The sequence below is a fragment of the Nocardia niigatensis NBRC 100131 genome, assembly GCF_000308655.1.
Classification (GTDB): domain Bacteria; phylum Actinomycetota; class Actinomycetes; order Mycobacteriales; family Mycobacteriaceae; genus Nocardia; species Nocardia niigatensis.
Genome location: NZ_BAGC01000056.1, coordinates 1 through 23,662, shown reverse-complemented (window position 1 = coordinate 23,662; position 23,662 = coordinate 1). Strand labels below are relative to the sequence as shown.

The 23,662-nt window shown below is 68.8% G+C and carries 15 protein-coding genes, 1 tRNA gene and 1 pseudogene; 8 read left to right on the top strand and 9 right to left on the bottom strand.

Features of this window, described 5'->3' with window-relative positions; genetic code table 11:
* Positions 1-46: 46 nt before the first annotated feature.
* Positions 47-1,210 carry an alkane 1-monooxygenase gene (locus ON33_RS27100; protein WP_040861934.1) on the bottom strand — a complete coding sequence of 388 codons (1,164 nt, stop codon included), beginning with the start codon at positions 1,208-1,210 and terminating at the stop codon, positions 47-49.
* Positions 1,211-1,715: 505 nt separating this feature from the next.
* On the opposite strand from ON33_RS27100, the gene ON33_RS27095 reads away from it, so the two are divergent.
* The gene (locus tag ON33_RS27095) at positions 1,716-2,957 is read left to right on the top strand and encodes a lipase family protein (protein ID WP_083869333.1); all 1,242 of its coding nucleotides are present in this window, start codon (positions 1,716-1,718) and stop codon (positions 2,955-2,957) included.
* Positions 2,958-3,774: 817 nt separating this feature from the next.
* Here ON33_RS27095 and ON33_RS27090 read toward each other — a convergent pair.
* Positions 3,775-4,554: an alpha/beta fold hydrolase gene (locus ON33_RS27090; protein WP_040861933.1), complete on the bottom strand. Its 780-nt coding sequence runs from the start codon at positions 4,552-4,554 to the stop codon at positions 3,775-3,777.
* A gap of 59 nt (positions 4,555-4,613) precedes the next feature.
* Here ON33_RS27090 and ON33_RS27085 point away from each other — a divergent pair, with 59 nt between their 5' ends.
* Complete coding sequence (locus ON33_RS27085) at positions 4,614-6,380, top strand: GNAT family N-acetyltransferase (RefSeq protein WP_040861932.1); 1,767 nt, start codon at positions 4,614-4,616, stop codon at positions 6,378-6,380.
* A 690-nt stretch (positions 6,381-7,070) separates the two neighbouring features.
* Here ON33_RS27085 and ON33_RS27080 read toward each other — a convergent pair.
* Together ON33_RS27080 and ON33_RS27075 are read right to left on the bottom strand one after the other, a co-directional pair.
* Positions 7,071-7,143: transfer RNA gene (locus tag ON33_RS27080), tRNA-Arg, on the bottom strand.
* 112 nt (positions 7,144-7,255) lie between these two features.
* Positions 7,256-8,725 (bottom strand): flavin-containing monooxygenase, encoded by a 1,470-nt coding sequence (locus ON33_RS27075; protein ID WP_040861931.1) that lies wholly within the window; start codon positions 8,723-8,725, stop codon positions 7,256-7,258.
* Positions 8,726-9,268: 543 nt separating this feature from the next.
* On the opposite strand from ON33_RS27075, the gene ON33_RS27070 reads away from it, so the two are divergent.
* Entirely contained in the window at positions 9,269-10,906 is a 1,638-nt protein-coding gene (locus tag ON33_RS27070) for a long-chain fatty acid--CoA ligase (protein ID WP_040861930.1), read from the top strand.
* A gap of 63 nt (positions 10,907-10,969) precedes the next feature.
* Here ON33_RS27070 and ON33_RS27065 read toward each other — a convergent pair whose 3' ends face one another.
* The 3 genes and pseudogenes from ON33_RS27065 to ON33_RS27060 form a co-directional block, all read right to left on the bottom strand.
* On the bottom strand, positions 10,970-11,350 hold the full coding sequence (locus ON33_RS27065; RefSeq protein ID WP_051152879.1) for a YybH family protein: 381 nt from the start codon (positions 11,348-11,350) through the stop codon (positions 10,970-10,972).
* Between the two features lie 113 nt (positions 11,351-11,463).
* Positions 11,464-11,633 (bottom strand): annotated as a pseudogene (locus ON33_RS43600) (cupin domain-containing protein); the annotation flags it as partial.
* 36 nt (positions 11,634-11,669) lie between these two features.
* Positions 11,670-12,488: a class I SAM-dependent methyltransferase gene (locus tag ON33_RS27060; RefSeq protein WP_040861929.1), complete on the bottom strand. Its 819-nt coding sequence runs from the start codon at positions 12,486-12,488 to the stop codon at positions 11,670-11,672.
* 125 nt (positions 12,489-12,613) lie between these two features.
* Here ON33_RS27060 and ON33_RS27055 point away from each other — a divergent pair, with 125 nt between their 5' ends.
* Positions 12,614-14,233, top strand: a complete 1,620-nt coding sequence (locus tag ON33_RS27055) for an acyl-CoA synthetase (protein ID WP_040861928.1) — start codon at positions 12,614-12,616, stop codon at positions 14,231-14,233.
* Between the two features lie 100 nt (positions 14,234-14,333).
* Complete coding sequence (locus ON33_RS27050; RefSeq protein ID WP_157184752.1) at positions 14,334-15,905, top strand: serine/threonine-protein kinase; 1,572 nt, start codon at positions 14,334-14,336, stop codon at positions 15,903-15,905.
* Positions 15,906-15,966: 61 nt separating this feature from the next.
* Here ON33_RS27050 and ON33_RS27045 read toward each other — a convergent pair whose 3' ends face one another.
* A complete protein-coding gene (locus ON33_RS27045; RefSeq protein WP_040861927.1) occupies positions 15,967-16,359 on the bottom strand; it encodes an SCO5389 family protein in 393 nt (130 codons plus the stop codon).
* 57 nt (positions 16,360-16,416) lie between these two features.
* Positions 16,417-17,475 (bottom strand): NAD(P)H-dependent flavin oxidoreductase, encoded by a 1,059-nt coding sequence (locus ON33_RS27040; protein WP_040861926.1) that lies wholly within the window; start codon positions 17,473-17,475, stop codon positions 16,417-16,419.
* Between the two features lie 199 nt (positions 17,476-17,674).
* Here ON33_RS27040 and ON33_RS27035 point away from each other — a divergent pair, with 199 nt between their 5' ends.
* From ON33_RS27035 to ON33_RS27025, 3 genes are all read left to right on the top strand, one after another.
* The gene (locus ON33_RS27035; protein ID WP_051152875.1) at positions 17,675-18,514 is read left to right on the top strand and encodes a M23 family metallopeptidase; all 840 of its coding nucleotides are present in this window, start codon (positions 17,675-17,677) and stop codon (positions 18,512-18,514) included.
* Positions 18,515-18,573: 59 nt separating this feature from the next.
* On the top strand, positions 18,574-19,554 hold the full coding sequence (locus ON33_RS27030; protein WP_040861970.1) for a helix-turn-helix transcriptional regulator: 981 nt from the start codon (positions 18,574-18,576) through the stop codon (positions 19,552-19,554).
* 214 nt (positions 19,555-19,768) lie between these two features.
* Positions 19,769-23,662, top strand: a 3,894-nt coding sequence (locus ON33_RS27025; protein ID WP_157184751.1) for a non-ribosomal peptide synthetase, incomplete at its 3' end; no start/stop codon positions are given.

Genomic DNA, 23,662 nt, shown 5'->3' with positions numbered 1-23,662 from the left:
AAACCGGGCAGGGCCGGATGGCCCTGAGCCCGGCATCGATTCCGGGTCAATCACGACGGGCGTACCGGAACGTTGGCCGCACAAGGTGTTGTGTGGCTTTTGGTTTGGTGTTCACGAGTGAGAGGTCGCCGCCGTAATGGTCCAGGACGCGGCGATCCATGACGGCACGCCAGAGCGGAGGAATGGCGGCGAGCAAGATCATGGTGGCGTAGCCGGCCGGGAGCTGGGGCGCCTGTTCCGAGCTGCGCAAGGTTTGGTAGCGGCGACCGGGATTGGCGTGGTGGTCGCTGTGGCGTTGTAGGTGGAACAGGAATACGTTCGTGACGAGGCGGTCACTGTTCCAGCTGTCGCGCGGGGAGCACCGTGCGTAATTGCCGTTGGCGCGGCGCGGGCGCAGCAGTCCGTAGTGCTCGATGTAATTGACCGTCTCCAGCAGGCCCGCACCCAGCACTGCCTGCAATATCAGAAACGGAATCACCTCCAGGCCGAAGATCAGGATCAGGGCGCCCCACAGCGCCACACTCATCGCCCAGGCCTGCAACAGCTGATTGTGCGGGCTGAACCAGCGTTTTCCCTTGCGGGACAGGCGTTCACGCTCCAGCGCCAGCGCCGAGCGGAAGCCGCCGATCGCACTGCGCGGCAGGAACTGCCACAGCGACTCGCCGAATCGGGCGCTGGCCGGATCCTCGGGCGTCGCCACACGCATATGGTGACCCCGATTGTGTTCGACGAAGAAATGCCCGTAACCGGACTGTGCCAGAGCGATCTTCGCCAGCCAGCGTTCCAGATGTTCGGCCCGGTGCCCGAGTTCGTGGGCGGCATTGATTCCGATGCCCGACACGAACCCGAGCGTCACTGCCAGACCGAGCTTGTCGGCTACGCTCAGCTCGTGACTTGCCCATAGATAGCCCGCGATGACCAGCCCAATGAACTGCAGCGGCAGAAAGAGGTACGTGCACCACCGATAGAACCGGTCTTCGGATAGTGCGTCGTAGTCCTCGTCGCGTGGGTTGCTCCCGTCATCGCCCACGGACACATCCAGCAGTGGTATCAGCACCAGCACGAAAACTGGACCGATCCACCAGAATATTGTGAGCCCAGTGCGGGCTACCAATTGTGAGGGCAGTACAGCGCACAACGGTGCGATCAACCCCAGAGTCCACAGGTATCGCTTGGGGTCGCGCGCCTTCGAATCCTGGAAAATCGACATAGGCGCCTCATTGATCCAACGGAGCGGCACTCGATCGCGAGTGCAGACGGCTGAAATCTTTTGGCTCGAACCCGTTGATTCAGACTAGTCGGTTTTTTCCGCTGCGCTAGATGAACTGCCAAAAATGGTGACTGACAGGGCAATTCACCCATGCCCGGTGGCGAGCATCGAGCTCTGTACGCGCAAGCCGGCGAGCCTGTTGGCCACTGCTGCGAGGCCGTTGGCGACCGACGCCGACGCATGGGTGACCGCCGGACCCACGCGGCCGGAATCGGCGCGCTCGGATCCGGTTGGACGGGCGCGCCGGTTCGCGACCGCCGTCGGCGCATGGTTGCGCAAGCGCGAGGGCTCACTGATCGGGCGGCCGGCGTCGGGTAGGTGGGCATGTTGGTCCCGGTCACGGGGCGACTTCAGCTAATTTACAGCAAACGTAGGTGTCGCTGGGAGTTCACCGATATAGTCGCGTGAGAATTCGGACTGGCTTGTCGAACGACGTGAACTATTCATGGAGGTCGGACACGTGCTTGGTCGGTTTCCTGTTCTCCTTCGTAGCGGGTCGGCGAAAGCGCTGGCTGCGCTGGGTGGTGTGGTGCTCGGGTTGTCCATGGTGACGGCCGCTGAGGCGGACCCGATATATCCCATACCCGATCCGGATCCGTTCTACGCCGCTCCGGCGGATCTCGCGTCACACCAGCCCGGTGACGTGCTCCGTGTGCGGACACTACCGCCGGTAGCCGTCTTTCCGGGCGCCACCGTTACTCTTGTGCAATTCCGATCCAACAACTCCCGGGATGAGCCGATCGCGGCGACCACCACGGTCCTCACCCCGCCCGGTCACCGGCCCGACGGCCCGTTGATGTCGTATCAGCACTTCATCAATGCGCTCGGCACTCGCTGCGCGGTGTCACATCTGCTGTACTCCGATGATCCGAATCTCTTGACGACGGCGTCGATTCTGAATGTGGCAATGGCTCAGGGCTGGAGCATCGCGTTGCCGGATCATCTCGGTCCGTACTTCGCATTCGGGGCGTCGCGTCTGGGTGGCCAGATCGTTCTGGACGGCGTCCGAGCGGTGAAGCAGGTGCCAGAACTCGCCTCCCGGCAGAGTCCGGTTGCGCTGGTGGGCTACTCCGGCGGCGGCATGGCCACCGGGGCGGCGGCTGCGCTCCAGCCGTCGTACGCGCCGGAACTGAAACTCGCGGGCGCAGCCATCGGCGGTGCCCCGATGAACCTGCTAACGATGGTCGAGGCGCTGGGCTACGACGCGCACCCGGCCTTCGGGCTGGCCATGGCGGCGGCGATCGGCCTCGAGCGCGAATATCCGAGCCAGCTGCCGATCAGCTCGTACCTCAACCAGCGCGGCTTGCAGATCCGCGATGCGATGGCCAACGACTGCACCAATCAGATCCTCGCCGACGGACTCGGCGGCAGCGCGCGGGCATACATGACCGACGCCTCGGGTTTCGACGTCCGTGAAGGCCGGGCGGTGCTGGAGGAGAACAGCTTGGAGCTCTTCGGCGAAGTGCCGGAAACGCCGGTGTTCGAATGGCATTCACCTGACGACCCGCTGATTCCGGTCCAAGCGATCGACAACACCGACCACCGCTGGTGCGCGGCCGGCGTTCAGGTGCAGACGATGCATGTTTCCGCACCCGAGCATCTGTCGGGAGCGGTGATCGGTGCCCCGGAGGTCATGGCGTGGCTCAACGGCCGGGTTCGCGGCGAGCCCGCACCCTCCAACTGTTGACGGGCGCAGGGATTTCCGTAACTTCTCGATCAGCGTTCTCACCCGGTCCGGGCGGCCTGGCAGGTCGCCCGGACCGGGCTGAGTTGTCCGGATCGGGCGGCTCCGGCTTCCCGCCCCGGCGGAGTGGTCGGCCGAGCTCGATGCTCTGCCTGGATAAATGTGCCCTCGGCAGGAATCGTAAAACATGGGCAACCGGAAAACGCCTGGTCATCGCGGGTGTGTATCAGATCCAGCCGTCAGACCGGCCCTACTCGGAATGAGTAGCTTGTTCCCATCCTTATAGAGCCCTCGGCAGGACGCGCACAACATGGGCAACTGGAAGACGTCTGGTCATCGGGGGCATGTCTGGTCTGAGCGTGGTCGGCCGTCCTGGGCATGCCGGGAATACAGGCCCCCGCAGCAGCCGTTCTGTGAGGTGGCGGAGGCCGCGGAAGTCGTTGGGGCCGAACATGCTTCGAGTCATTATCGTCGGCGCGGCCGCTACTTCGGATTGATCACTTCGGTAAGAAAGTCACGGTCCGGGATCCGCCACCGGCGGAGCCGACCACAAGCGCATGGCAACGAATAGTTCTGTGCCGCAACGTTGTTCACGACGCCAGTGGTGGCATCACCGGCGGGCGCGGGGCGTGCGGCCTGGCGCTGCGCCACACGAGATCCGGTTGGCGCTCGGCTGTTGTGCACCCGTCCTGGGACCGATTCGATCAGTTCCGTGTAGCCAGAGCGTGCATTTGGGAGTCGGACCGGCCGACAGCGAGCTGTGGGGCACGGGCGATCGTATCGGGCGGTTCGCCCAGGACGAATCGCTAGGGCGTCGTGCCTACCCGTGTCGTGCTACGTCCTCGCACAGGATGCTCGGCCAGCGTGCGAGATCGGCCGGTGTGTGCGCCACCTCCAGTGTGGCCTTCGGCAGCAGGTCCACCAGCGCCTCGGCGGTCGACACCGGATGGGCGGGGTCGTCGATCCAGGCCAACACCGTGGTCGGCACCTCGATCGCGGCGATCGCCTCGGGGGCGGGCAGGTCGCTCATCGCTGCCCCGCGGAACAGTGAGGGCAGTAGGTGCTCGGCGACATCCGGCACGGTTTCCGGCGTTCCGACGGTGGCCGGCGGGCGAGGCACGGTGAGATCGGCACCGAGGAAGGCGTCGAGTCCCTGCTCCTCGATCAAGCGGGCGTTCTTCCGGTAGATGTCGGCCTTCGCGGCGCGGGTGCGCCAGGCGGTCGCGGGCACCAGCAGGGTGAGGCCGGCGAATCGGCCAGGATCGCGGACAGCGGCATGCAGCAGTGTCCCGGTGCCCATCGAAGGACCGACACCGTGCACCTGTTCACCGGGGAACCAGTGGTCGAGCAGGTTCAGCAGGTCATCGGCCAGAACCGGCCACCGATAGTCGTCGGGGACGGTACGGCCCGTCGAGTGGCCGTGGCCGCGCGCGTCGTACCGCAGCAGTCGGGTTCCGCTGAGTCCGCGGCCGAGATCGAGGTTCATCAGACGGTCGCGGTGGCGGCTGGAGGTGAGGCCGTGGAGTTGGACGACGGGGTGGCCGCCCTCGTCGCTCAGTTCCACGTCGAGGTCGGCGCCGGGAACACGGAAGGTCGGCACGGCGGCTCCAGGGTGCTGGTGAGACGGCGATCGCTCGGGAGGGAGCCTAGGATACCGTCATGCGGCTGACCAACGTCGCGCACTTGCGCCTGCCGTTCGGCCGCCTGCTGGGCTTCGACGTCACTGCGGGTCGGGTGGGCCGGTCACTTCCCGTGTCCTTCGACCAGCGACGCCACGTCGGCGCCGGCGACCGAGCGGGATCCTGGATGGCGTTGTCCTTCAGGCTCTCCGCGCCGGTACCGCCCGACGAGCTCGCGACCGCCTGGCTGGCGGTGATCGAGCGGCACGGCACGCTGCGGTCGGTCTTCGTGCCGGGCGAGGACGGCGAGCCTCGGCTGCACGAGGTCGATATCCTCCCCGGCGGCTGGGTCGAGCATGTGATCGCTCCGGGGCAGGCGGTCAACGATGCGCTCCGCGCCGTGCTCGACAGTGCTTGTTCACCGTACGGTCGTCCGTCGTACCGGCTCTGCGTGCTCGAGACCGCGGTAGGGCCGACCGTGGTGGTCGCCGCCGACCACGCGCACGTCGACATGTGGTCGATGCTGGTGATCGCGCGCGACCTGCTCACCGCGCTGGCCGCGGTGCAGAAGGGTCGTGCACCGTCGTTGCCGCCCGCACCCGCCTTCGCCGAGCACACCCGCGCGCTGCGGGACCGCCCGCCGGCACCCGACGAGGTGCACCGCCGCTGGGCTGAGGTGCTGGCGGGCAGCGGCGATGTGATGCCACGGTTCCCGTTGCCGCTGGGTGAGGCGACGTTGCAGGAGGAGCGCGTGGAGGTGCGCGATGTCCTCGACGTCGACGACAGCGCCGCGTTCTCGGCGCAGGCCCGCGACGACGGCGTCTCGACCTTGGCGCTGGTGGTGGGGGCGATGACCGAGGTGACCCACGAGTTGGCCGGCACCGCACTGCGGGCCGTGTTTCCGGTGCACAGTCGGTACGACACCACCTGGCACGACTCGGTGGGGTGGTTCATCACCAACTCGGTGCTCGAGTCGGCCGACTCCGATCCCCGTGCCAGCGCGGAGGCGGTGAAGGAGGCCGTCCGGATGGGGTCCTGGCCACTGGAGGACATCCTGCGTCCGTGGGGCGGGATGCCCGAGGCGCCGGGGATGTTCGCGATTTCGTGGCTGGACCTGCGTCGGCTGCCGGTGCGAGTCGACGCGACCGGATTGGAGGCGCAGTACGTCGGCGCGACGATTCGGACCGACGGCGTGATGCTCTGGTTCATCCTCGACGAGGCGGGGCTGCACCTGCGCTGCCGGTATCCGGACACTCCCGAAGCCCGGCGGCACGTCGGCGCCTGGCTGGACACGCTGATCGCCCGACTGCAGTCACGGGCACGGGCTTCGGTCGGTGGTCGGCTCCGACTCGGCGACCGGATCTATCGTGTGCAGCGGGCGGGGCGTGCCGACGTGCCAGCGCTGGTCGCGCTGCTCTCCGACGACGAGATCGGCCGTACCCGCGAAGGTTTCGAAATCTCCCGCTACGAGGAGGCATACGACGCCGTCACCAGGGACCCGTCGCACTATCTGGCCGTGGTCCGGGACGAGGGCGACCGGATCGTCGGCACCATGCAGCTCACCATCATTCCGGGGCTGTCCCGCGGCGGCGCCACCCGCCTCCAGATCGAGGGAGTCCGGGTCGCTGCCTCGGAACGCTCTCGCGGCATCGGAACCGCGATGCTCGAGTGGGCACACGACCACGGTAGGCACCGGGGTGCGACACTCGCGCAGGTCACCACAGACCGGGTCCGCGAGCGGGCTCACGCCTTTTATGCGCGGCTCGGGTACGAGAACAGTCACGTCGGGCTGAAGCGGGCGCTCTGACCGATTCGCGGCGCTCGCTCAGCGGCGCGAGAGGGCGCCTCGTCCAACGTCAGATGGTGACTGAACCGCCGTGGCAAGCCGATCAGCGGGGCGACGAATTCCGTTGGCGGGCCACGTGACCGAAGCGATCGAGTTGTTCGAACAGAATCTCGTCGCCGGGATGCGGGTCCTGGCCGCTGACAGCCCCGACACGGGGGACCCCACGGCACGGTGGTGACCGACGACATGCAGGACGATCGCCACCGCGACAAAAAGCCGAACTCGAGCCATAGTCGCACTTCGTTTTCTGAAAATGCGCGTGTGTCCGGACGTTTCTCAACTTCAAACGGAGTCAGCACCAGGTCCATCACGTGGACGTGCCGTACTGCCGCGGCGCGCGGCCCGAGCTCACCGACGGGGTCGGCGTGTGTCCAGACGCGAGCGGTCGATCAGCGGCGGGACCAAGCTGAGCCGATCGAATTGTCTACCCACCCACCGGACGGTGAGGCGATCATCCGGACAGAACCAAGTCCATGCCACACTGCGAACTCCCAAACAGAATTCTGTCGAACCGGGACTTGTCGCAGGTTGGTGACTCAGGGCACGAACCTGCGACATGTCACCTGGGGTTCTACTGCCAAAGCTGGGCCTGTTCGGAGCCATAAGGTGCCGGAAATCGCCTTTAACTGCGGAAATGTCTGTCGCAGGTTGTGCCCTCGGCAGGATTCGAACCTGCGACACCCGCTTTAGGAGAGCGGTGCTCTATCCCCTGAGCTACGAGGGCTGAACGGCCGGGGCGTGGGGCGCCGGCCGGGTCGTCGGCAGTCTACCTGCTGGGGGCCTGTAGGGCCGCATCCACGAGGTGATCCTGGTGGTGGCGCGGCCCAGGGCGGGGGCTAGCGGCCCTTGGCTTCGCCCTCGAGGTAGTCGCCCGGGGTGAATCTGGTTGTCTTCCAGCGGAACAGGAGGGTGGCGCCGGGCCAGTTGTTGGTGATGCGGCCGGAGGCGTTGCGGTACCAGCTGGAGCAGAAGTTCCAGGGGGTGTCCTTCAGGCGGCGCTGGAGCCAGTCGTCCCAGGACTGTTCGGCTTCGGGGCGGGGGGAGAGGAAGTGGCCGGGGCGGGGGGTGAGGTAGTCGATGACCTGGCGGATGTAGCGGGACTGGGACTCCAGCATGTAGATGATGGAGCCGGCGCCGACGTTGGTGTTCGGGCCGTACATCATGAACAGGTTGGGGAAGCCGGGGACGGACATGCCGAGGAAGGCGCGGGCGCCCTCGGAGGACCACTCGTCGGCGAGTTTGCGGCCCTGCAGGCCGTAGATGTTCATGGGGGCGAGGAATTCGGTGCCCTTGAAGCCGGTGCCGTAGATGATCACGTCGACCGGATGTTCGACGCCGTCGGCGGTGCGAATCCCGTTGGGGGTCACCGCTTCGATGGCGGTGGTCTCGACGGTGACATTGTCCTGGCCGAGGGCGGGGAAGTACTCGTTGGAGAAGAGGCCGCGCTTGCAGCCCGCCGCGTAGTCGGGAGTCAGCTTGGCGCGCAACGCCTCATCGGGCACCTGCTTGTCGCGATGCCGGTCCGCGATGGCGATCACCGGGTGCTTGATGGCGGGAATATCGGTGAGCGCCAACGCCATCACCTCGAAGAAGGTCCAGATGGCGAAGCGCTCCGCGAGCCGCGTTCCGGGCACGTACTTGAACAGCGCGTGGTGCAGCGGTGTGTACTCGACGTCGAATTTCGGCAGCACCCAGGCGGCGGAGCGCTGGAACAGGGTGAGGTGCTCGACCTTCGGCTGGATGGCCGGAACGTATTGGACGGCACTGGCTCCCGTGCCGATGCACGCCACCCGTTTGCCGGTGAGATCGACCGAGTGATCCCATTCGGCGGAGTGGAAGGCCGCGCCGGTGAAGGTGTCGATGCCGGGCAGGTTCGGGAGGGCGGGCCGGGACAGCTGCCCGACCGCGGGAATGAGGACGTCGGCGAGATGGGTGACGCCGTCGGCGGTGCGGACCCGCCACAGGCCGCCCTGCTCGTCGAATTCGGCGTCCACCACCTCGGTGCCGAACTCGATCTTGGACGGCAGGTCGTGCTTCTCGGCGACCTCGCGCATGTACGCGTGAATGTCGGCCTGCTGCGAGAACCGGCGCGGCCAATCGGATTTCGGCTCGAACGACCACGAGTACAGCGGCGAGGGCACATCGCAGGCGGCGCCCGGGTAGGTGTTCTCGCGCCACACGCCGCCCAGGTCGGCGGCCTTCTCCAGGATGGTGAAGTTGGTGATGCCGTGGCGCTGCAATTCCAGCGCCATGCCCAGCCCGGCGAATCCGGCACCGATGATCAGAATGGATGGCTCTCGCTGCATACCGGCAACGGTAGAGCGTGTTGCCGCTGGTCCTGGAGACATCCCCGGACAGTGAATCGATATTTTCGGCCACGCCGGGCGGGTGAGCGCTGATTCAGCCCCGGCAATCATGTAACGGCCCTCCTCACGCGCCGCTGTCCGGGTCAGTGAGCACCGTTTGACCTGCGACGCCGTCCCCGACTGGACAGCCCGGTGTCGCACTCAATATATTCACGGAAGTTCTTGCTCCAATTTGCTTGTCCTGGTTAGTAATTGGCTATTCTGCGCCGCCGCAGGGGGCGTCGTCAGCGAGTCGAGGCGCTGATCAGGATTGCGGAGCCGGCTGGTCGTCGTGTTGGGCGGCGGCGGGTCGGCTACGGGCTGCGGGCGGTGTCGGTGGGGTTCGCCGCCCGCAGCCCGAGTATTTCGCCAGCTCACCGGGCCCAAACTGAGGTCACCATGCCCTCAGTTTGGGCCCTGAATCGCGTATGTCCGAATCGGCTAGGCTCGCCGCAAGTGACTCAGTTCACTCTCCAGTAGGTATATGCAAGGAGCGGTTGGGAAATGTTGAGCACCATGCAGGACGAGCAGCTGTCACTCGCGACACTGCTGCGCTACGCCTCCACCTTCCAGGGCGACAGCCATGTCTCCACCTGGACCGGCGACGGCTTACGCACCCAGACCTATCGCGAGGTCGGCCAGGACGCGGCCCGGCTCGCCAATGCCCTGCGTGACCTGGGTATCGGCGTCGGCGATCGGGTCGGCACGTTCATGTGGAACAACAACGAGCACATGGTCGCCTACATCGCGGTGCCCGCCATGGGCGCGGTGCTGCACGCGCTGAACATCCGGTTGTTCCCCGAGCAGCTGGTGTTCGTCGCGAACCACGCCGAGGATCAGGTCGTCATCGTGGACGGCTCGCTGCTGCCGATGTTCGCGCAGTACCTGCCGAACCTGAAGACGGTCCGCCACGTCATCGTCGCCAATGGCGATGCCGCCGCGCTGCAGGCCCCCGAGGGCGTCACCGTGCACTCCTACCGGGAGCTGCTCGACGCCCAGCCGGACACCTACGACTTCCCGGTCATCGACGAGCGTTCCGCGGCCGGCATGTGCTACACCTCCGGCACCACCGGCGACCCCAAGGGCGTCGTCTACTCGCACCGCTCCAACTGGCTGCACGCCATGCAGGTGATCTCGCCCAACGGCATGGGCTTCGACGCCTCCGACACCGTGCTCGCCATCGTGCCGCTGTTCCACGCCAATGCCTGGGGCATCCCGTACGCCGCGCTCATGTCGGGCGCGAATGTGCTGATGCCCGACCGCTTCCTGCAGCCCGCGCCGCTGCTGGAGATGATGGCCGAGGCCAAGCCGACCTTCGCCGCGGCGGTCCCGACCATCTGGGGCGGCGTGCTGGCCGGTCTGCAGGCGCAGCCGCAGGACATCTCGCACCTGCGCACCTGTGTGGTCGGCGGCGCGGCCGTCCCGCCGTCGATGATGCAGGCGTTCCAGGAGCGGCACGGCGTGAAGCTGCTGCACGCGTGGGGCATGACCGAGACCTCGCCGCTGGGTTCGGTGGCGCACCCGCCCGCCGGGACCGAGGGCGACGAAGCCTGGAGCTACCGCTATACCCAGGGCCGTTTCCCGGCCGGTGTGCAGGCCCGCCTGGTCGGCGACGACGGTTCGGTGCTGCCGAACGACGGAGAATCCCTGGGCGAGTTGGAAGTTCGCGGTCCGTGGATCACCGGCGCCTACTACTCGCCGTCGGGCGGCGAGGTGGATCCGGACAAGTTCCACGACGGCTGGCTGCGCACGGGTGACGTCGGCAAGATCAGCCCCAACGGCTACCTCACCCTGGTCGACCGCTCCAAGGACGTCATCAAGTCCGGCGGTGAGTGGATTTCGTCGGTGGACCTGGAGAACGCCGTCATGGGCCACCCGGCCGTCGCCGAGGCCGCCGTCATCGGCATCCCGGACGCGAAGTGGGACGAGCGCCCCCTGGTCGCCATCGTGCTGACCGAGGGCATCGAGGCCAAACCCGAAGAGCTGCGCGACTTCATCGCCTCGAAGTTCGCCAAGTGGCAGCTCCCCGACCACTGGACCTTCATCGCCGAGGTGCCCAAGACCAGTGTCGGCAAGTTCGACAAGAAGCGCCTCCGCGCCCAGCACGCCGACGGCACCCTGACCGTCATCACGCTGTCGTGACCGGCCGGGTGCGCCCTCGATGCGAGGGCGCACCCGCCGGTTGCTGCGTTGTGCCGCAGCGCTTCACGCCGTTCGGAGCGGGTTGAGGACGGCGAATCGCCATTCGCCGTTCGCGATCCGCCGGGCGATGTTCGCGGTGGTTCCGGCCGGGGTGACGCGGGTGCCGTCCGGGCCGTCGATCTCGAGGGTCCAGTTGGTGACCAGCAGGGCCGCGTCGCCGGCGGTCAGCAGATGCTTGCTGTTGTTGGTGAGCCGCCCGTGCGCGGCGACGGTGCCGCTGATCTCCTGATGCAGCGCTTCGCGGCCGGAGATGACCGCTCCGGTGGTGGTGCGCATCGTCGCCCCGGGTGTGAAGAGCGACAGCACGCCTTCCACGTCGCCCGCGTTCAGTCGCGCCTCGAAAACCCTTGGCAGCTGGGCGGGGTCGGTGATTCGTGCGGTCATGAGCTGGTCCTTATCGTGGTCGGATCGACGACTTCGATGCTGGTGTGCGGAGCCGTCGCGGACCAGGTCGAAAGAGGATGCGTCATGGTCAAAAGTGGACACACAGGGTTTGGTCAGCCCTGTGGGTAGAAGATGAAGATTGCGCAGCCGGTGAGGGTCGAGGGGACGTGCCAGGAGCCGGCGGGGCGTGCAGGAAGGTTCCGGCGGGGTAGTCGCGGGCGAAGATGCCCGAGAGGACGTACACGTCTTCGGGGCCGAGCTCGTGGATGTCGCGCCGGGGCCAGGAGGCGCGTTCCGGGTTTCGTGAGCCGGTCCCGGCCTACATGTCCTTGACCGCGGACAGGCCGTAGAGGACCGGGATGATCGGATCGATGGCCGGAAGTCGCCACCAGCCGGTGTCGGTCCGGACCATCTGGGGCCAGCGCGGCCAGGGCAGCGTGTCGGTTTCGGTCAGGCCGGTGATGCGGAGGCCGGCCGCGAGCAGGGCGTTGATCACTTCACCGAGGCCGTGCCGCCATTCGTAGGCGGTGGTGTCGGTGGTGAGGTCGGGGCCGTCGGTGTAGGTGTGGACGCTGTCGCGGCGCTGGGCGCCGCGGCCGGCGAGGTAATCGTCGTGCAGGACAAGCTGTCCCGGGTCGACGCCGGGCGGCGGGGTGGGGCCGAGGGCGTGCAGCAGGGGGTGGAATTCCACCAGGTAGAACAGGCCGCCCGGGCGCAGCAGATCGGCGACGACGCGGGCCCAGCTGGGCAGGTCGGGCAGGTAGCAGAGCGCGCCCTTGCCGGTGTAGACGATGTCGAAGTCGCGTCCGCCCAACGCTTCTCGCGCGTGGTAGACGTCCGCGCACACGTAGTCGGCCGCGTCCCCGGCCAGTTCGCGGGCGTGCCGGACCGATTCGGCCGAGAAGTCGAGGCCGACCGCGCGGGCCCCGCGGCGCGCGAATTCGATTGTCTCCGTGCCCAGATGGCATTGCAGATGCACCACGTCGAGGTCGTGCACGTCTCCGAGCGCGTCCCATTCGAACGGCGCGAACCAGTAGCTGGAATCCCGATCGCGGTAGAAGCTGCTGGCGGCGTGGATGCCCGCCCGGGCATCCCAGTTCCGCCGGTTCGCCGACAACGGATCTGTCACGGTCGCCATGATAGGCACGCCGCGGGACCGGGCCCGGCGCGGAGCGGGTTCAGGTCGCGGTGCCGGATCCGTACGGTTTACTTTGAGGGCAGATGCCCGCAATCCGCAGGGGTGGACGAGGAGGAGGCCGCGCTATGACGCTCGGGCTGATCAGGTCGGTGGGGGAGCGGGCCTATCTGGAGGCGGAATCCGCGCGGCTGGTGCTGGGGGCCGGACTGGCCCGGGTGGAATCCCCGGCGGTGCTGGTGTCCGCGGCCACGGCCATGCTGCGCTACGGCACGCTGGCGGCCGCGCTGCGGCTGTCGGCGGCCCGGTACGGCGGGCGGGTCGCGGTCATCGACGAGCTGGGCGAGCTGACCTTCGCCGAACTCGAGGACCGGTCGAACCGGCTGGCCAACGCGTGGCGCGAGCGCGGGCTGAAACCCCGTGAGGGCGTGGCGATCCTGGCGCGCAATCACCGCGGCCTGCTGGAGGCCATCTTCGCCGCCGCCAAGTGCGGGGCCCGGATCATCCTGCTCAACACCGATTTCGCGGGCCCGCAGATTCGTGACGTCGCCACCCGTGAGGGCACCGACCTGCTCGTCTACGACGACGAGTACGCGCACATGCTCGACGAGGTGCACCCCGGGCGCGGCAGCTACCGGGCCTGGACCGAGGAGTCGCGCGAGGACAGCCTCGAATTCCTGATCGAGACCGGTTCCCCCGCCGCGCCGCCCGCGCCCGGCGCGGAACCCCGGATCATCCTGCTCACCAGCGGCACCACCGGCACTCCGAAGGGCGCGCCGCGCGCGGAGCCGAAATCCCTGCTGTCGCTGGGCGGTCTGCTGTCCAAGGTCCCGTTCCGGGTGAACGAGGTGACCGAGTGCTGCGCCCCCATCTTCCACACGCTCGGATTCGCCTGCGCCATGCTGACTCTCGGCTTCGGCTCCACCCTGGTGATTCGCCGTCGTTTCGACCCGCAGACCGCCATCGACTCCATGGCGCGGCATCGCGCGACCACGGTGATCGCCGTCCCGGTCATGCTGGCCCGCATGATGGACCTGGGCGGCCGCGCGCTCGCCGGCCACGACTTGTCCGCGCTGCGCATCATTTTGGTCGCCGGTTCCCAGCTGGGCGCGCAACTGTGCCGGGAGGTGATGGCGGCGTTCGGGCCCGTCGTCTACAACCTGTACGGGTCGACGGAGGTCGCCTACGCCACCATCGCCACGCCCGCGGACCTGGCCGAGGAGCCCGGCTGCGTGGGCCGGCCGGTGCTGGGGGCGCGGGTGCGGATCCTCGACGAGCGGGGGCGCGCCGTACCCAAAGGGGCCACCGGCCGCATCTTCGTCGGCAACACCATCCAGTTCGAGGGCTACACCGGCGGCGGCCACAAGGAGATCATCGGCGGCCTCATGTCCTCCGGCGATGTCGGCCACTTCGACAGCGCGGGCAGGCTTTTCATCGACGGCCGCGACGACGACATGATCGTCTCCGGCGGCGAGAACGTCTTCCCGGTGGAGGTCGAGGAACTGCTGCACACGCATCCGTCGGTGCGCGAGGCGGCCGTCCTCGGCGTCCCCGACGACCAATATGGCGCGCGCCTCGCGGCTTTCGTGGTCGTTCACGACGGTCACAGGGTCACCGAGGACGAGGTCAAGGACTTCGTGAAGGCCAACCTGGCCCGCTACAAGGTCCCCCGCGAGGTTGTCTTCCTGCCCGAACTGCCCCGCAACCCCTCCGGCAAGGTGCTCAAGCGAAAACTGCAGGAGGGCTGAGCCGTCGACGCTCCCGGCCGGGATCCGGCACCGTGTGTTTCCCGGCCCGGGGTCGTATGCTGAGCACCGCGCATTACGCGCTGGAACATGGGGAGGACAGGTGCCGGGGGCAGGCAATCTCGGCCACTATCGACTCGTAAAGCTGATCGGGCGCGGCGGCATGGGCCAGGTGTGGCTGGCCGAGGACACGCATCTCGAACGTGAAGTGGCGCTGAAGCTGTTACCCGTCGAACTCGCCACGGACGAGGATTATCGGCGGCGCTTCGAGCGCGAGGCCCGGCTGGCCGCGCGGCTGCGCGGACCGCATGTGGTGCCCATCCACGCCTTCGGCGAACTCGACGGCCGCCTGTACATCGACATGGAGCTGATCGAGGGCGCCGATCTGAGCAAGACCCTGCGCGAGGCGGGAGCGCTGCCGCTCGACCGCGCGGTCGATCTGGTCACCCAGATCGCCGAGGCCCTCGACATCGCGCATCGGGCGGGCCTGGTGCACCGGGATGTGAAGCCCTCCAACGTCCTCACCCTTCCCAACGGTTTCGCCTACCTCATCGACTTCGGCATCGCTCGCGGCGTCGGCCAGGCCACCATCACCTCCACCGGAGTGGCCGTCGGCACCTGGGCCTACATGGCCCCCGAGCGCTACTCCGGCACCGAGGACCTACGCTCCGACGTCTACTCCCTGGCCTGCATGCTCTACGAGATCCTCACCGGGGCCAAGCCTTTCGCCCAGGCCGACCCGGTGCAGCAGATGACCGCCCACCTCACCGCTGACCCACCCCGGGCGAGCGACCGCAACTCACTCGTCCCCGCGGCCCTCGACGCCGTCGTCATCCGCGGTATGGCGAAGGAGCCCGGGCACCGTTTCCCGAGCGCCGGAGCATTGGGCGCGGCCGCCCGAGCCGCCCTCGACGCCAGGGCCGCCCGCGACGCCTCCGCATCGCCCGCAGGACCGCTGAGCCGGTCGGCACCGACCGCGAAATGGGACGGCGGAGAACCTTTCCCTGGCTACGCCTCCGGTCCCGGCGCGGGCCCGCAGTCCTTCACACCGCCTCCGGCCCGGCCACCCATTTCCTCTCCCTACCACCACATGGCGTCCGCGTTCACGCCTTCGCCGGGCGGAATGTCCTCGGGCCCAACGCCTCCGCCGACGGGAATGCCGCCGGGGGCGACGCCCGTCTCCGCGGCGCCACTGGGCGGGCAGGCCGCAGTGCGACCGGGCGAGCAGGGCTCAGTACCGCAGGGCGGGCGGGCTGCGGTGCCGTTGGCTGGACCGGCGGGTGGGCTCGGTGGGGCGTCCATGGGTATGTCGGCGCCGGTGGGCGGAATGGTTTCGGGTGGGGGCGCGTACGTCTCGCCGTACGTGCACGGGTCGTCGGGGACGGGTTATTCGGGTTTCGTGAATCGGCCGCTGGAGCAGCCGCGGGTGCGGCCGTGGCAGCCGGTGTGGTGGGTGGTGCTGGCGCTGCTGATTCTGCTGTTCGGGATCATGACCGTGGGCACCGTGGGCGTGACGTTCACCGATGGGTTCGGCGACGCCGGATCGACGGTCGCCGCGTGGTTCCTGTTCGTCGGGCCGTTCGCGGTGTTCACCTGGCTGGGGGTGCGGGAGGTCAGGAAATTCCGGGCCGAGCGCAGGAGCCGGCGGGCGGGCGGCGTCCGGCAACGTCGATGATCAGGCGGTGAATGCCGATCGGCGCGACCGGGTTTCGGTCGCGCCGATCAGCGGGGTGCGCTCAGCAGTTGCGGAGTTCCGGGCTCTGGTTGAGCAGCTGGGCGCGGGTGGAGATGAACGTGGTGTAGGTGTCGCCGCCGACCGCGGGGAGCGGGAAGGCCGCCACCCGGTGACAGTTCTGGAAGGCGAGCTTCACGCCGAAGTGGCGTTCCAGGCCGCCGCGGATGGCGTCGGAGGCCATGGCGCGCAGCAGCTGACCGCGGGCGGTCTCGTCCGGCGGAGGGATGGTGTTGTCGGCGTATTCCGCCGTGCCGGAACGCAGGTCGGCGGCTACCCGGCTGACGACCTCGTAGGCGTAGGGCAGCGAATTACGGACGCATTCGACGAACTCTGCGTCGCTGACTTCACCGCGTTCGGCGCGCTCGAGTAGTGCGGTGGGTACGTCGAGTGACATATCGCTCTCCTCATGGGATGGCGGAAGGTGTCAGCCGATTGTAGATGAAAAACGTTGTCAATAACACTGAATTCGCAGCGAAAGTACCCGTTCCAGAGCATTTTTCGCATCCGCCGACAGAGTGCGCACCAGCTCGCCTGCCGGTAGCTCGGGCGTCAGCGAATGTGCCTGACCCGCCCAGAGATTCACCTCGTCGGCATTGCCGGCGGCCCGCGCGGCCGCGCGCAAAGGCCCGGTGGCGTAATGGATCTCGGGGTAGGCGACCGGAGCGTCCGGGTGGTCTGCCATGAACCGGTTGCGCAGCCCGCGCGCCCGCCGTCCGGTGAACGCGCGCGTCAGCATGGTCGGCGTCGGTTCGGTGATGGCGTCCCGGACGAGCGGCGCGGTCCCGGCCTCGGGGCAGCGCAGGAAGGCGGTGCCGAGCTGTGCAGCCGCCGCGCCCGCGCACAGCACTCCGGCGACCGCCGCCCCGGTGGCGATGCCGCCCGCCGCCACGATCGGCACGTCTTTCGTGAGCGCCGTCACCTCGGCGCGCAGCAGTTGCAGCAGGGCCAGCAGACCCAGGGGATCGGTGAGGTCGTCGGCGGGATCATCGACGAAGACGCCGCGGTGCCCGCCCGCCTCCGCGCCCTGCGCGATCAGCACGTCCGCGCCCGCGGCCACCGCCTGGCGGGCCTCGGCCACGGTCGTGACCGTCACCCACACCTCGGATCCGGCCCCGTGCAGGCGCGCGATCTCCTCGGCGGTCGGGCAGCCGAAGGTGCTCGACACCACCGGCACCGGATCGGCGACGAGCAGGTCCAGTTTGGCGGCCCAGTCGTCGCTGTCGTAGCGGGCCTCGCCGATCGTGAACTCGGCGGCGAGCGTCCTTATATATGCATCGAACCGAGCGGTCGGACTTGGTTCGGAGGGGTAGAAGAGATTGACCCCGAACGCCCCGGAGGTCAGCGCCCGCGTGGCCGCGATCCGCGTGGCCAGTTCGCTCGCGGGCAGGTACCCGGCGGCCACGAAGCCCAGCCCGCCGGCCTCGGTCACCGCGGCGGCCAGTTCGGGGGTGGACGGTCCGCCCGCCATGGGCGCGAGCACGATCGGCGTATCCAACTCGTCGAGAACCATGTCACAAGTGTGCCTCGTCGGTTACGGTTTGTGATCAGGGGTTCGAGTGCTCCACCTGGCGTTATCGCACAAAAGGTTGCGAATTGATCACAGGCGAGTACAGTTTCCATCACAGCGATGCCGAATCGTTACCGGACCCCACCGAACGCTAGGACTTGCAGTGCCGCACCATCGAACGACCGCGAACTCTGTCACAGTCATGGATCTGCTCGGTGATTCCGGTGCCGCCGGCACCCTCACCACGTCGCGCAGACGCCACCGGGCCGAACCCACCACCACCGATCGCGTGAAGTCCGTCGCCGGTGTGGCGGTCGCCGCCGGCGCCCTGATCGGCACCGCCACCCAGCTTGCCCCCGCCCTCGCGCACGCCGCGCCGCTGCTACCCACGCACGACGAGAAGCCGACCACCATCGGCGAGGACGTCGCGCCGGTCGAACAGGCCGACCTGGATCTGAAGCAGGCCAAGGACACCGCCCCCGCGGCGCAGACCCCGCAGGCCCAGCCGATCGCCAACGCCACGCCCGATCCGGCCCCGTTCGGCCTGCAGAACCTGCCGCCCGAGATCTCCGGGCCGCTGCAGCAGGCCGAGCAAACCCTCAAGACCCTCCAGCAGCAGCTGAACCCGGGCCCGAACGTGGTCAAGCCGGTCGACGGCCAGCTCACCTCGGGATTCGGCATGCGCTGGGGCGCAATGCATTACGGCATCGACTTCGCCGACCCGATCGGCACGCCGATCCACTCGGTCATGGGCGGCGAGGTCATCTCCGCCGGCCCGGCCTCGGGCTTCGGCCTCTGGGTGCGCGTCAAGCAGGACGACGGCACCACCGCGGTGTACGGCCACGTCAACGACATGTACGTGACGGTCGGTCAGCGCGTGAACACCGGCGATGTCATCGCCTCCGTGGGAAACCGCGGTAACTCCACAGGTCCCCATCTCCACCTCGAGATCTGGGACGCCGCCGACAACAAGATGGATCCGCTGCCATGGCTAGCCAGCAAGGGCGTTCTCATGCAGCAGCAGTGGGGACCGGACCAGTAGACCGTTCACCGCTGCCCGCGACCGGACGCTTCCCGGACCGGCGCCCGCCGGTGGGTGCGGTGACGACACTGGACGATCTCTTCGACCCGGCCTCCGTGCCCGGCCGCTCCTACGCGGTGCTCGTGCAGCACCCGCGCTCGACCGTGGCCGAGGTTGCCGAGCGGCTGACCATCCCGCCGCGCGTGGCCGAGGCCGCGCTGGAGGCTCTGTGTCAGCTCGAGGCCGCGGTGCGGCTCACCGACGGCAAGGGCGTGGTGCGTTTCGACGCGCACGCGCCGGAAGCCTTGTCGGAGGCCGAGACTCGCCGCCGCAACCAGGACATGCTGCGCATGCAGTCGGCCGCCGCGCGCTTGGGCGAGACCTTCCGCTCGGTGCGCCGCACCACCGACGCCGACGGCGCGGTGGTGGCCGTCTACGAACGCCGCCAGCTGCTGGCCGATTTCGAGGACCTGCAGCACACCGCGCACACCTGCGTGAAGGTGGTGGAACGCGGCCCGTTCCTCTCCGATGTGGAGACCGAGGAGCGGATGTTCGAGCTGAAGTCCTCGCGGATCACCGCGGGCATCGGCTACCGCACCCTGTACCAGGAGACCATCTACCAGGACCCGGAGCGGCTGCGCCACGTGCTGGCCACCAATGCGGTTGGGGCGCAGGCGCGTACGCTGCCCGATCCGCCCATGAAGCTGATCGTCGCCGACGATCGGCGCGCGGTGCTGGTCCTGCACACCGACGAACGCCGCGGCGACCCCATGGGGGTGCGGGTCGGCCCGTCGCCCACGCTGGATCTGCTGGTCAAGACCTTCGACGCGCTATGGCTGATGGCAACGCCGATCTCGGTGAATCCGGCCGAGGCCCTCGACGAGCGCGACAAGGCCATCCTCACGCTGATGAGCATGGGCGCCACCGACGACACCATCGCCCGCCGGCTCGGCCTCTCGCGCCGAACGGTGGTGCGCCGCACCGCGAGTCTGCTCGAGCGCCTCGGCGCGAGCACGCGATTCCAGGCCGGAGTGCAGGCGACACGCCGCGGCTGGCTCTGACCCGCTGTGGCGCAAGTCACTTCGTAGCAACAATCATTGCTGCTCAGCGATAGTCACTGTGTGCGGGCCGCTCGAGGCCGCTCGCAAGCATCGATATGATTGTTTGATCCGCTCACCCGTTTGGCGTCCAGGGAACAGACGTCATTTTTTCGTGGGTCGGGCCGAGTGTCGTGGGCCTGCGGAAAAGATGAACCCGAGAGGTGAATGCACGCGAATGGATACTGCCCGCCGTACAGCTCGTGGTAATCGTCGGCGTCGGTCCGGCAGCCCACTCTTCGGGCAGTTGCTCACCGCCGCGGTCGAGTCCGCCGCCGACGACATCGCCATCCGGTTCAACCCGACCGGCGATCCGGCCGACCAGCGCGAGATCAGCTACCGCGACCTCGATGCCGGATCCTCGCAGCTGGCCCGGGAATTGATCGCCCGCGGCGTCGGCCCCGGCGACATGGTCGCGATCGGTATCACCCGCTCCATCGAATCCGTGCTGTCGGTCTGGGCCATCGCCAAGACCGGGGCGGCCTACGTGCCGGTCGATCCGGCCTATCCGCCCGATCGCATCGAGCACCTGCTCACCGACTCCGGCGCGGTGCTGGGCCTGACGACGCGGGAGTACCGCGCCGCGCTGGGCACCGCCGCCGAGTGGATCGAACTGGACGATCCGGCGCACGCGCAGCGCCTCGCCGCGCACCCGGATCACCCCATCTCCTACGCCGATCGGCCGGGCACGCTCACCGAGCAGCATCCGGCCTATGTCATCTACACCTCCGGGTCGACCGGTAAGCCCAAGGGCGTGGTGGTCACCCACACCGGCCTGGCCGGACTGGTCGCCGCCGAGCGGGAGCACTACGCGGTCACCGCGGATTCGCGTGTGCTGCACGTCTGCTCGCCGAGCTTCGACGTCTCGGTGCTGGAACTGCTGCTGACCTTCACCGCCGGTGCGACCCTCGTCATCGCACCGGCCGGCGTGTTCGGCGGCGTGGAACTGGCCGAGCTGCTGGGCCGCGAGGCCGTCACCCACGTGCTGATCACCCCGGGCGCCCTGGAATCGGTGGATCCGGCCGGGCTGACCGAGCTGACCACGGTCGTGGTGGCCGGCGACAAGTTCGGCCCGGAACTGGTGTCGCGCTGGGCGACCGGCGAACGCTCCTTCTACAACGGCTACGGCCCCACCGAGGCGACCATCCTCGCCACCTCGAGCGCCCCGCTGCTGCCCGGCGAGCCGATCACCATCGGCACGGCCATCCCGGGTGTCGGTGCGTACGTGCTGGATTCGCGGTTGCGGCCGGTGCCGGACGGCGTGGTCGGCGAGCTGTACCTGTCGGGTCCGGCGCTGGCGCAGGGCTACAAGGGGCGGCCGGGGCTGACCTCGGAACGCTTCGTGGCCAGTCCCTTCGGCGAGGCCGCGGGCACGCCGGGCGCGCGCCTGTACCGCACCGGCGACCTGGTGCGCCGCACCACCGCCGAGTCCGACAACCCGGGCGTGATCGAGTACCTGGGCCGCTCCGACTTCCAGGTCAAGATTCGCGGTCTGCGCATCGAGCTGGGCGAGATCGACAATGCGCTGAGCGCGCACCCGGACGTGGATTTCGCTGCGACACTGGGCAAGACACTGCCCTCCGGGGCGACCGCGCTGGTGTCGTACGTGCTGCCCCGGCCGGGCGCGACCCTCGACACCGCGGCGCTGGCCGCGCACATCGGCGAATCGCTGCCCGCCTACATGGTGCCCGCCGCGCTGCTGGTGCTGGACGAGATTCCGTTGACCCCGGTCGGCAAGCTTGACCGGAATGCGCTGCCGGAGCCCGTTTTCGCGGCCCGCGAGTTCCGGGCTCCCGCCACACGCGCCGAGGAGATCGTCGCGGAAGTGTTCGCCGCCTTGCTGATTCCGGACAACCCGGATGCGCGGGTGGGTGCGGACGACGACTTCTTCGAACTCGGCGGCAACTCGCTGCTGGCCGCACAGGCCGCCGCGCGCATCGGCACCGCGCTGGGCGTGCGGGTCCCGGTGCACGTGCTGTTCGAGGGCTCCACGGTGGCCGAGCTGGCCCGCCGGCTGCACGGCGAATCGGCCCCGGCCGCAACCGGACCGGCGCTCGGCTCGCTGCCCCGCCCGAACCGGGTGCCGCTGTCGTTCGCGCAGCAGCGCATGTGGTTCCTCAACCGCTTCGACCCGAGCAGCGCGGTCGACAATATGCCGCTCGCGGTGCGCCTGTCCGGTTCGCTCGACGTGGACGCCATGCGGGCCGCGGCCGCGGATCTGGTTGCGCGCCACGAGGTCCTGCGCACCATCTACCCGGAGGTCGACGGCGAGGGCTACCAGCTGGTGCTGCCCGCCGACGACCCGCGCGCGCTGCCCGAACTCCCGGTCGTCGACATCGACGCCGCCGACATCCCGGCCCGGGTGGCCGAGGTGGTCGGGGCCGGCTTCGACGTGACCGCCGCGCCACCGCTGCGACTGCGCCTGCTGCGCCTCGCGCCGGACGAGCACGTGCTGGTCGCAGCGATCTATCACATTGCCGCCGACGGTGTTTCGATCGGCGTGCTGGCCCGCGACCTGGTCTCCGCCTACGCCGAGCGCATGCGCGGCGCCGCGCCGCAGTGGGCGCCGCTGCCGGTGCAGTACGCCGATTACGCGGTGTGGCAACGGGAATCGCTGGGCAGCGAGGACGATCCGGACTCGGCGCTGTCGCGGCAGATCGCCTACTGGCGGGAGACCCTCGCGGACCTGCCCGACGAGCTGGTGCTGCCCTGGGACCGGCCACGGCCCGCCGTCGCGTCCTATCGCGGCGGCACCCACGGCTTCCGCATCGACGACGAGATCTACGCGGCCGCCCGGCATTTCGCCGAGACCCACAACACCACGCTGTTCATGGTGGTGCACTCGGCGCTGGCGGTGCTGCTGGCCCGGCTCTCCGGCACCCGCGACATCGCCATCGGCACCCCGGTGGCCGGCCGCGGCGAGGCCGAACTCGACGGCCTGATCGGCATGTTCGTCAACACCCTGGTGCTGCGCACCGACATCGATCCCGGCGTCTCCTTCGCGGATCTGGTGGCCCGGGTGCGCGAGACCGACGTGCGCGCCTTCGGCCACGCCGACGTGCCGTTCGAGCGCCTGGTGGAACTGCTGGACCCGGCCCGCTCGCAGGCCCGCAACCCGCTGTTCCAGGTCATGCTGACCTTCCAGAACATGGCGCCCACCCGCCTGGAACTGCCCGGGCTCACGGTGGCGGGCGCGGATCTGGAGATCCCGTTCGCCAAGTTCGACCTGCAGCTCACCATGCAGGAGTCGCACGACGAGCGCGGCGAGGCCACCGGCCTGGCGGCCGAATTCTCCTACGCCCTGGACCTGTTCGACGCCGCCACGGTGGCCGAGCTGGCCGCCCGCTTCCAGCGGGTGCTGGCCGCGGTGACCGCCGCCCCGGCCGCCCCGGTCGGCGATCTCGCGCTGTTCTCCGCGGGGGAGCGGCAGCGGGTGCTGGGCGACTGGAACGCCACCGCCTTCGAGGTGGCGGCGACGCTGCCGGAAGGCGCTGCGGCGACGCTGGTCTCGCGGTTCGAGGCGCAGGTGGCGGCGACCCCGGACGCCGTCGCCCTGGTCTTCGAGGACGAGACCCTCACCTATCGGGAGCTGTCCGAGCGGTCCAACCGCCTCGCGCGGCTGCTCATCGCCGAGGGCATCGGCCCGGAATCGCTGGTGGCCCTGGCCCTGCGGCGTTCGACCGAACTGGTCGTGGCCATGTACGCGGTGCTGCGGGCCGGCGCCGCGTACGTGCCGCTGGACCCGGATCAGCCGCACGACCGCATCGGCCACATTCTCGACACCGCGCGCCCGCGGCTGCTGTTCACCGCCGAGCGGGACGAATTCGACGCCGGGGCGCGGGATGTCGCGACGCTCACGGTGGAGCGGGCCGAGGCGTCCGCACGGTCGCACAGCGGCGCGCCGATCACCGACGGCGAGCGGGTCCGCCCACTGCTGCCCGGGCACACCGCCTACGTCATCTTCACCTCCGGCTCGACCGGCCGCCCCAAGGGCGTCGCCGTCGAGCACCGGGCCATCGTCAACCGCCTGGTCTGGATGCAGCACGAGTACCCGCTGACCGCGGACGACGCC

Excerpts from the sequence above, each read along its gene's own strand:
- ON33_RS27100 (WP_040861934.1), bottom strand. The coding sequence starts at position 1,210 with ATGTCGATTTTCCAGGATTCGAAGGCGCGCGACCCCAAGCGATACCTG.
- ON33_RS27095 (WP_083869333.1), top strand. The coding sequence starts at position 1,716 with ATGGAGGTCGGACACGTGCTTGGTCGGTTTCCTGTTCTCCTTCGTAGC.
- ON33_RS27085 (WP_040861932.1), top strand. The coding sequence starts at position 4,614 with ATGCGGCTGACCAACGTCGCGCACTTGCGCCTGCCGTTCGGCCGCCTG.
- ON33_RS27075 (WP_040861931.1), bottom strand. The coding sequence starts at position 8,725 with ATGCAGCGAGAGCCATCCATTCTGATCATCGGTGCCGGATTCGCCGGG.
- ON33_RS27070 (WP_040861930.1), top strand. The coding sequence starts at position 9,269 with ATGTTGAGCACCATGCAGGACGAGCAGCTGTCACTCGCGACACTGCTG.
- ON33_RS27065 (WP_051152879.1), bottom strand. The coding sequence starts at position 11,350 with ATGACCGCACGAATCACCGACCCCGCCCAGCTGCCAAGGGTTTTCGAG.
- ON33_RS27060 (WP_040861929.1), bottom strand. The coding sequence starts at position 12,488 with ATGGCGACCGTGACAGATCCGTTGTCGGCGAACCGGCGGAACTGGGAT.
- ON33_RS27055 (WP_040861928.1), top strand. The coding sequence starts at position 12,614 with ATGACGCTCGGGCTGATCAGGTCGGTGGGGGAGCGGGCCTATCTGGAG.
- ON33_RS27045 (WP_040861927.1), bottom strand. The coding sequence starts at position 16,359 with ATGTCACTCGACGTACCCACCGCACTACTCGAGCGCGCCGAACGCGGT.
- ON33_RS27040 (WP_040861926.1), bottom strand. The coding sequence starts at position 17,475 with ATGGTTCTCGACGAGTTGGATACGCCGATCGTGCTCGCGCCCATGGCG.
- ON33_RS27035 (WP_051152875.1), top strand. The coding sequence starts at position 17,675 with ATGGATCTGCTCGGTGATTCCGGTGCCGCCGGCACCCTCACCACGTCG.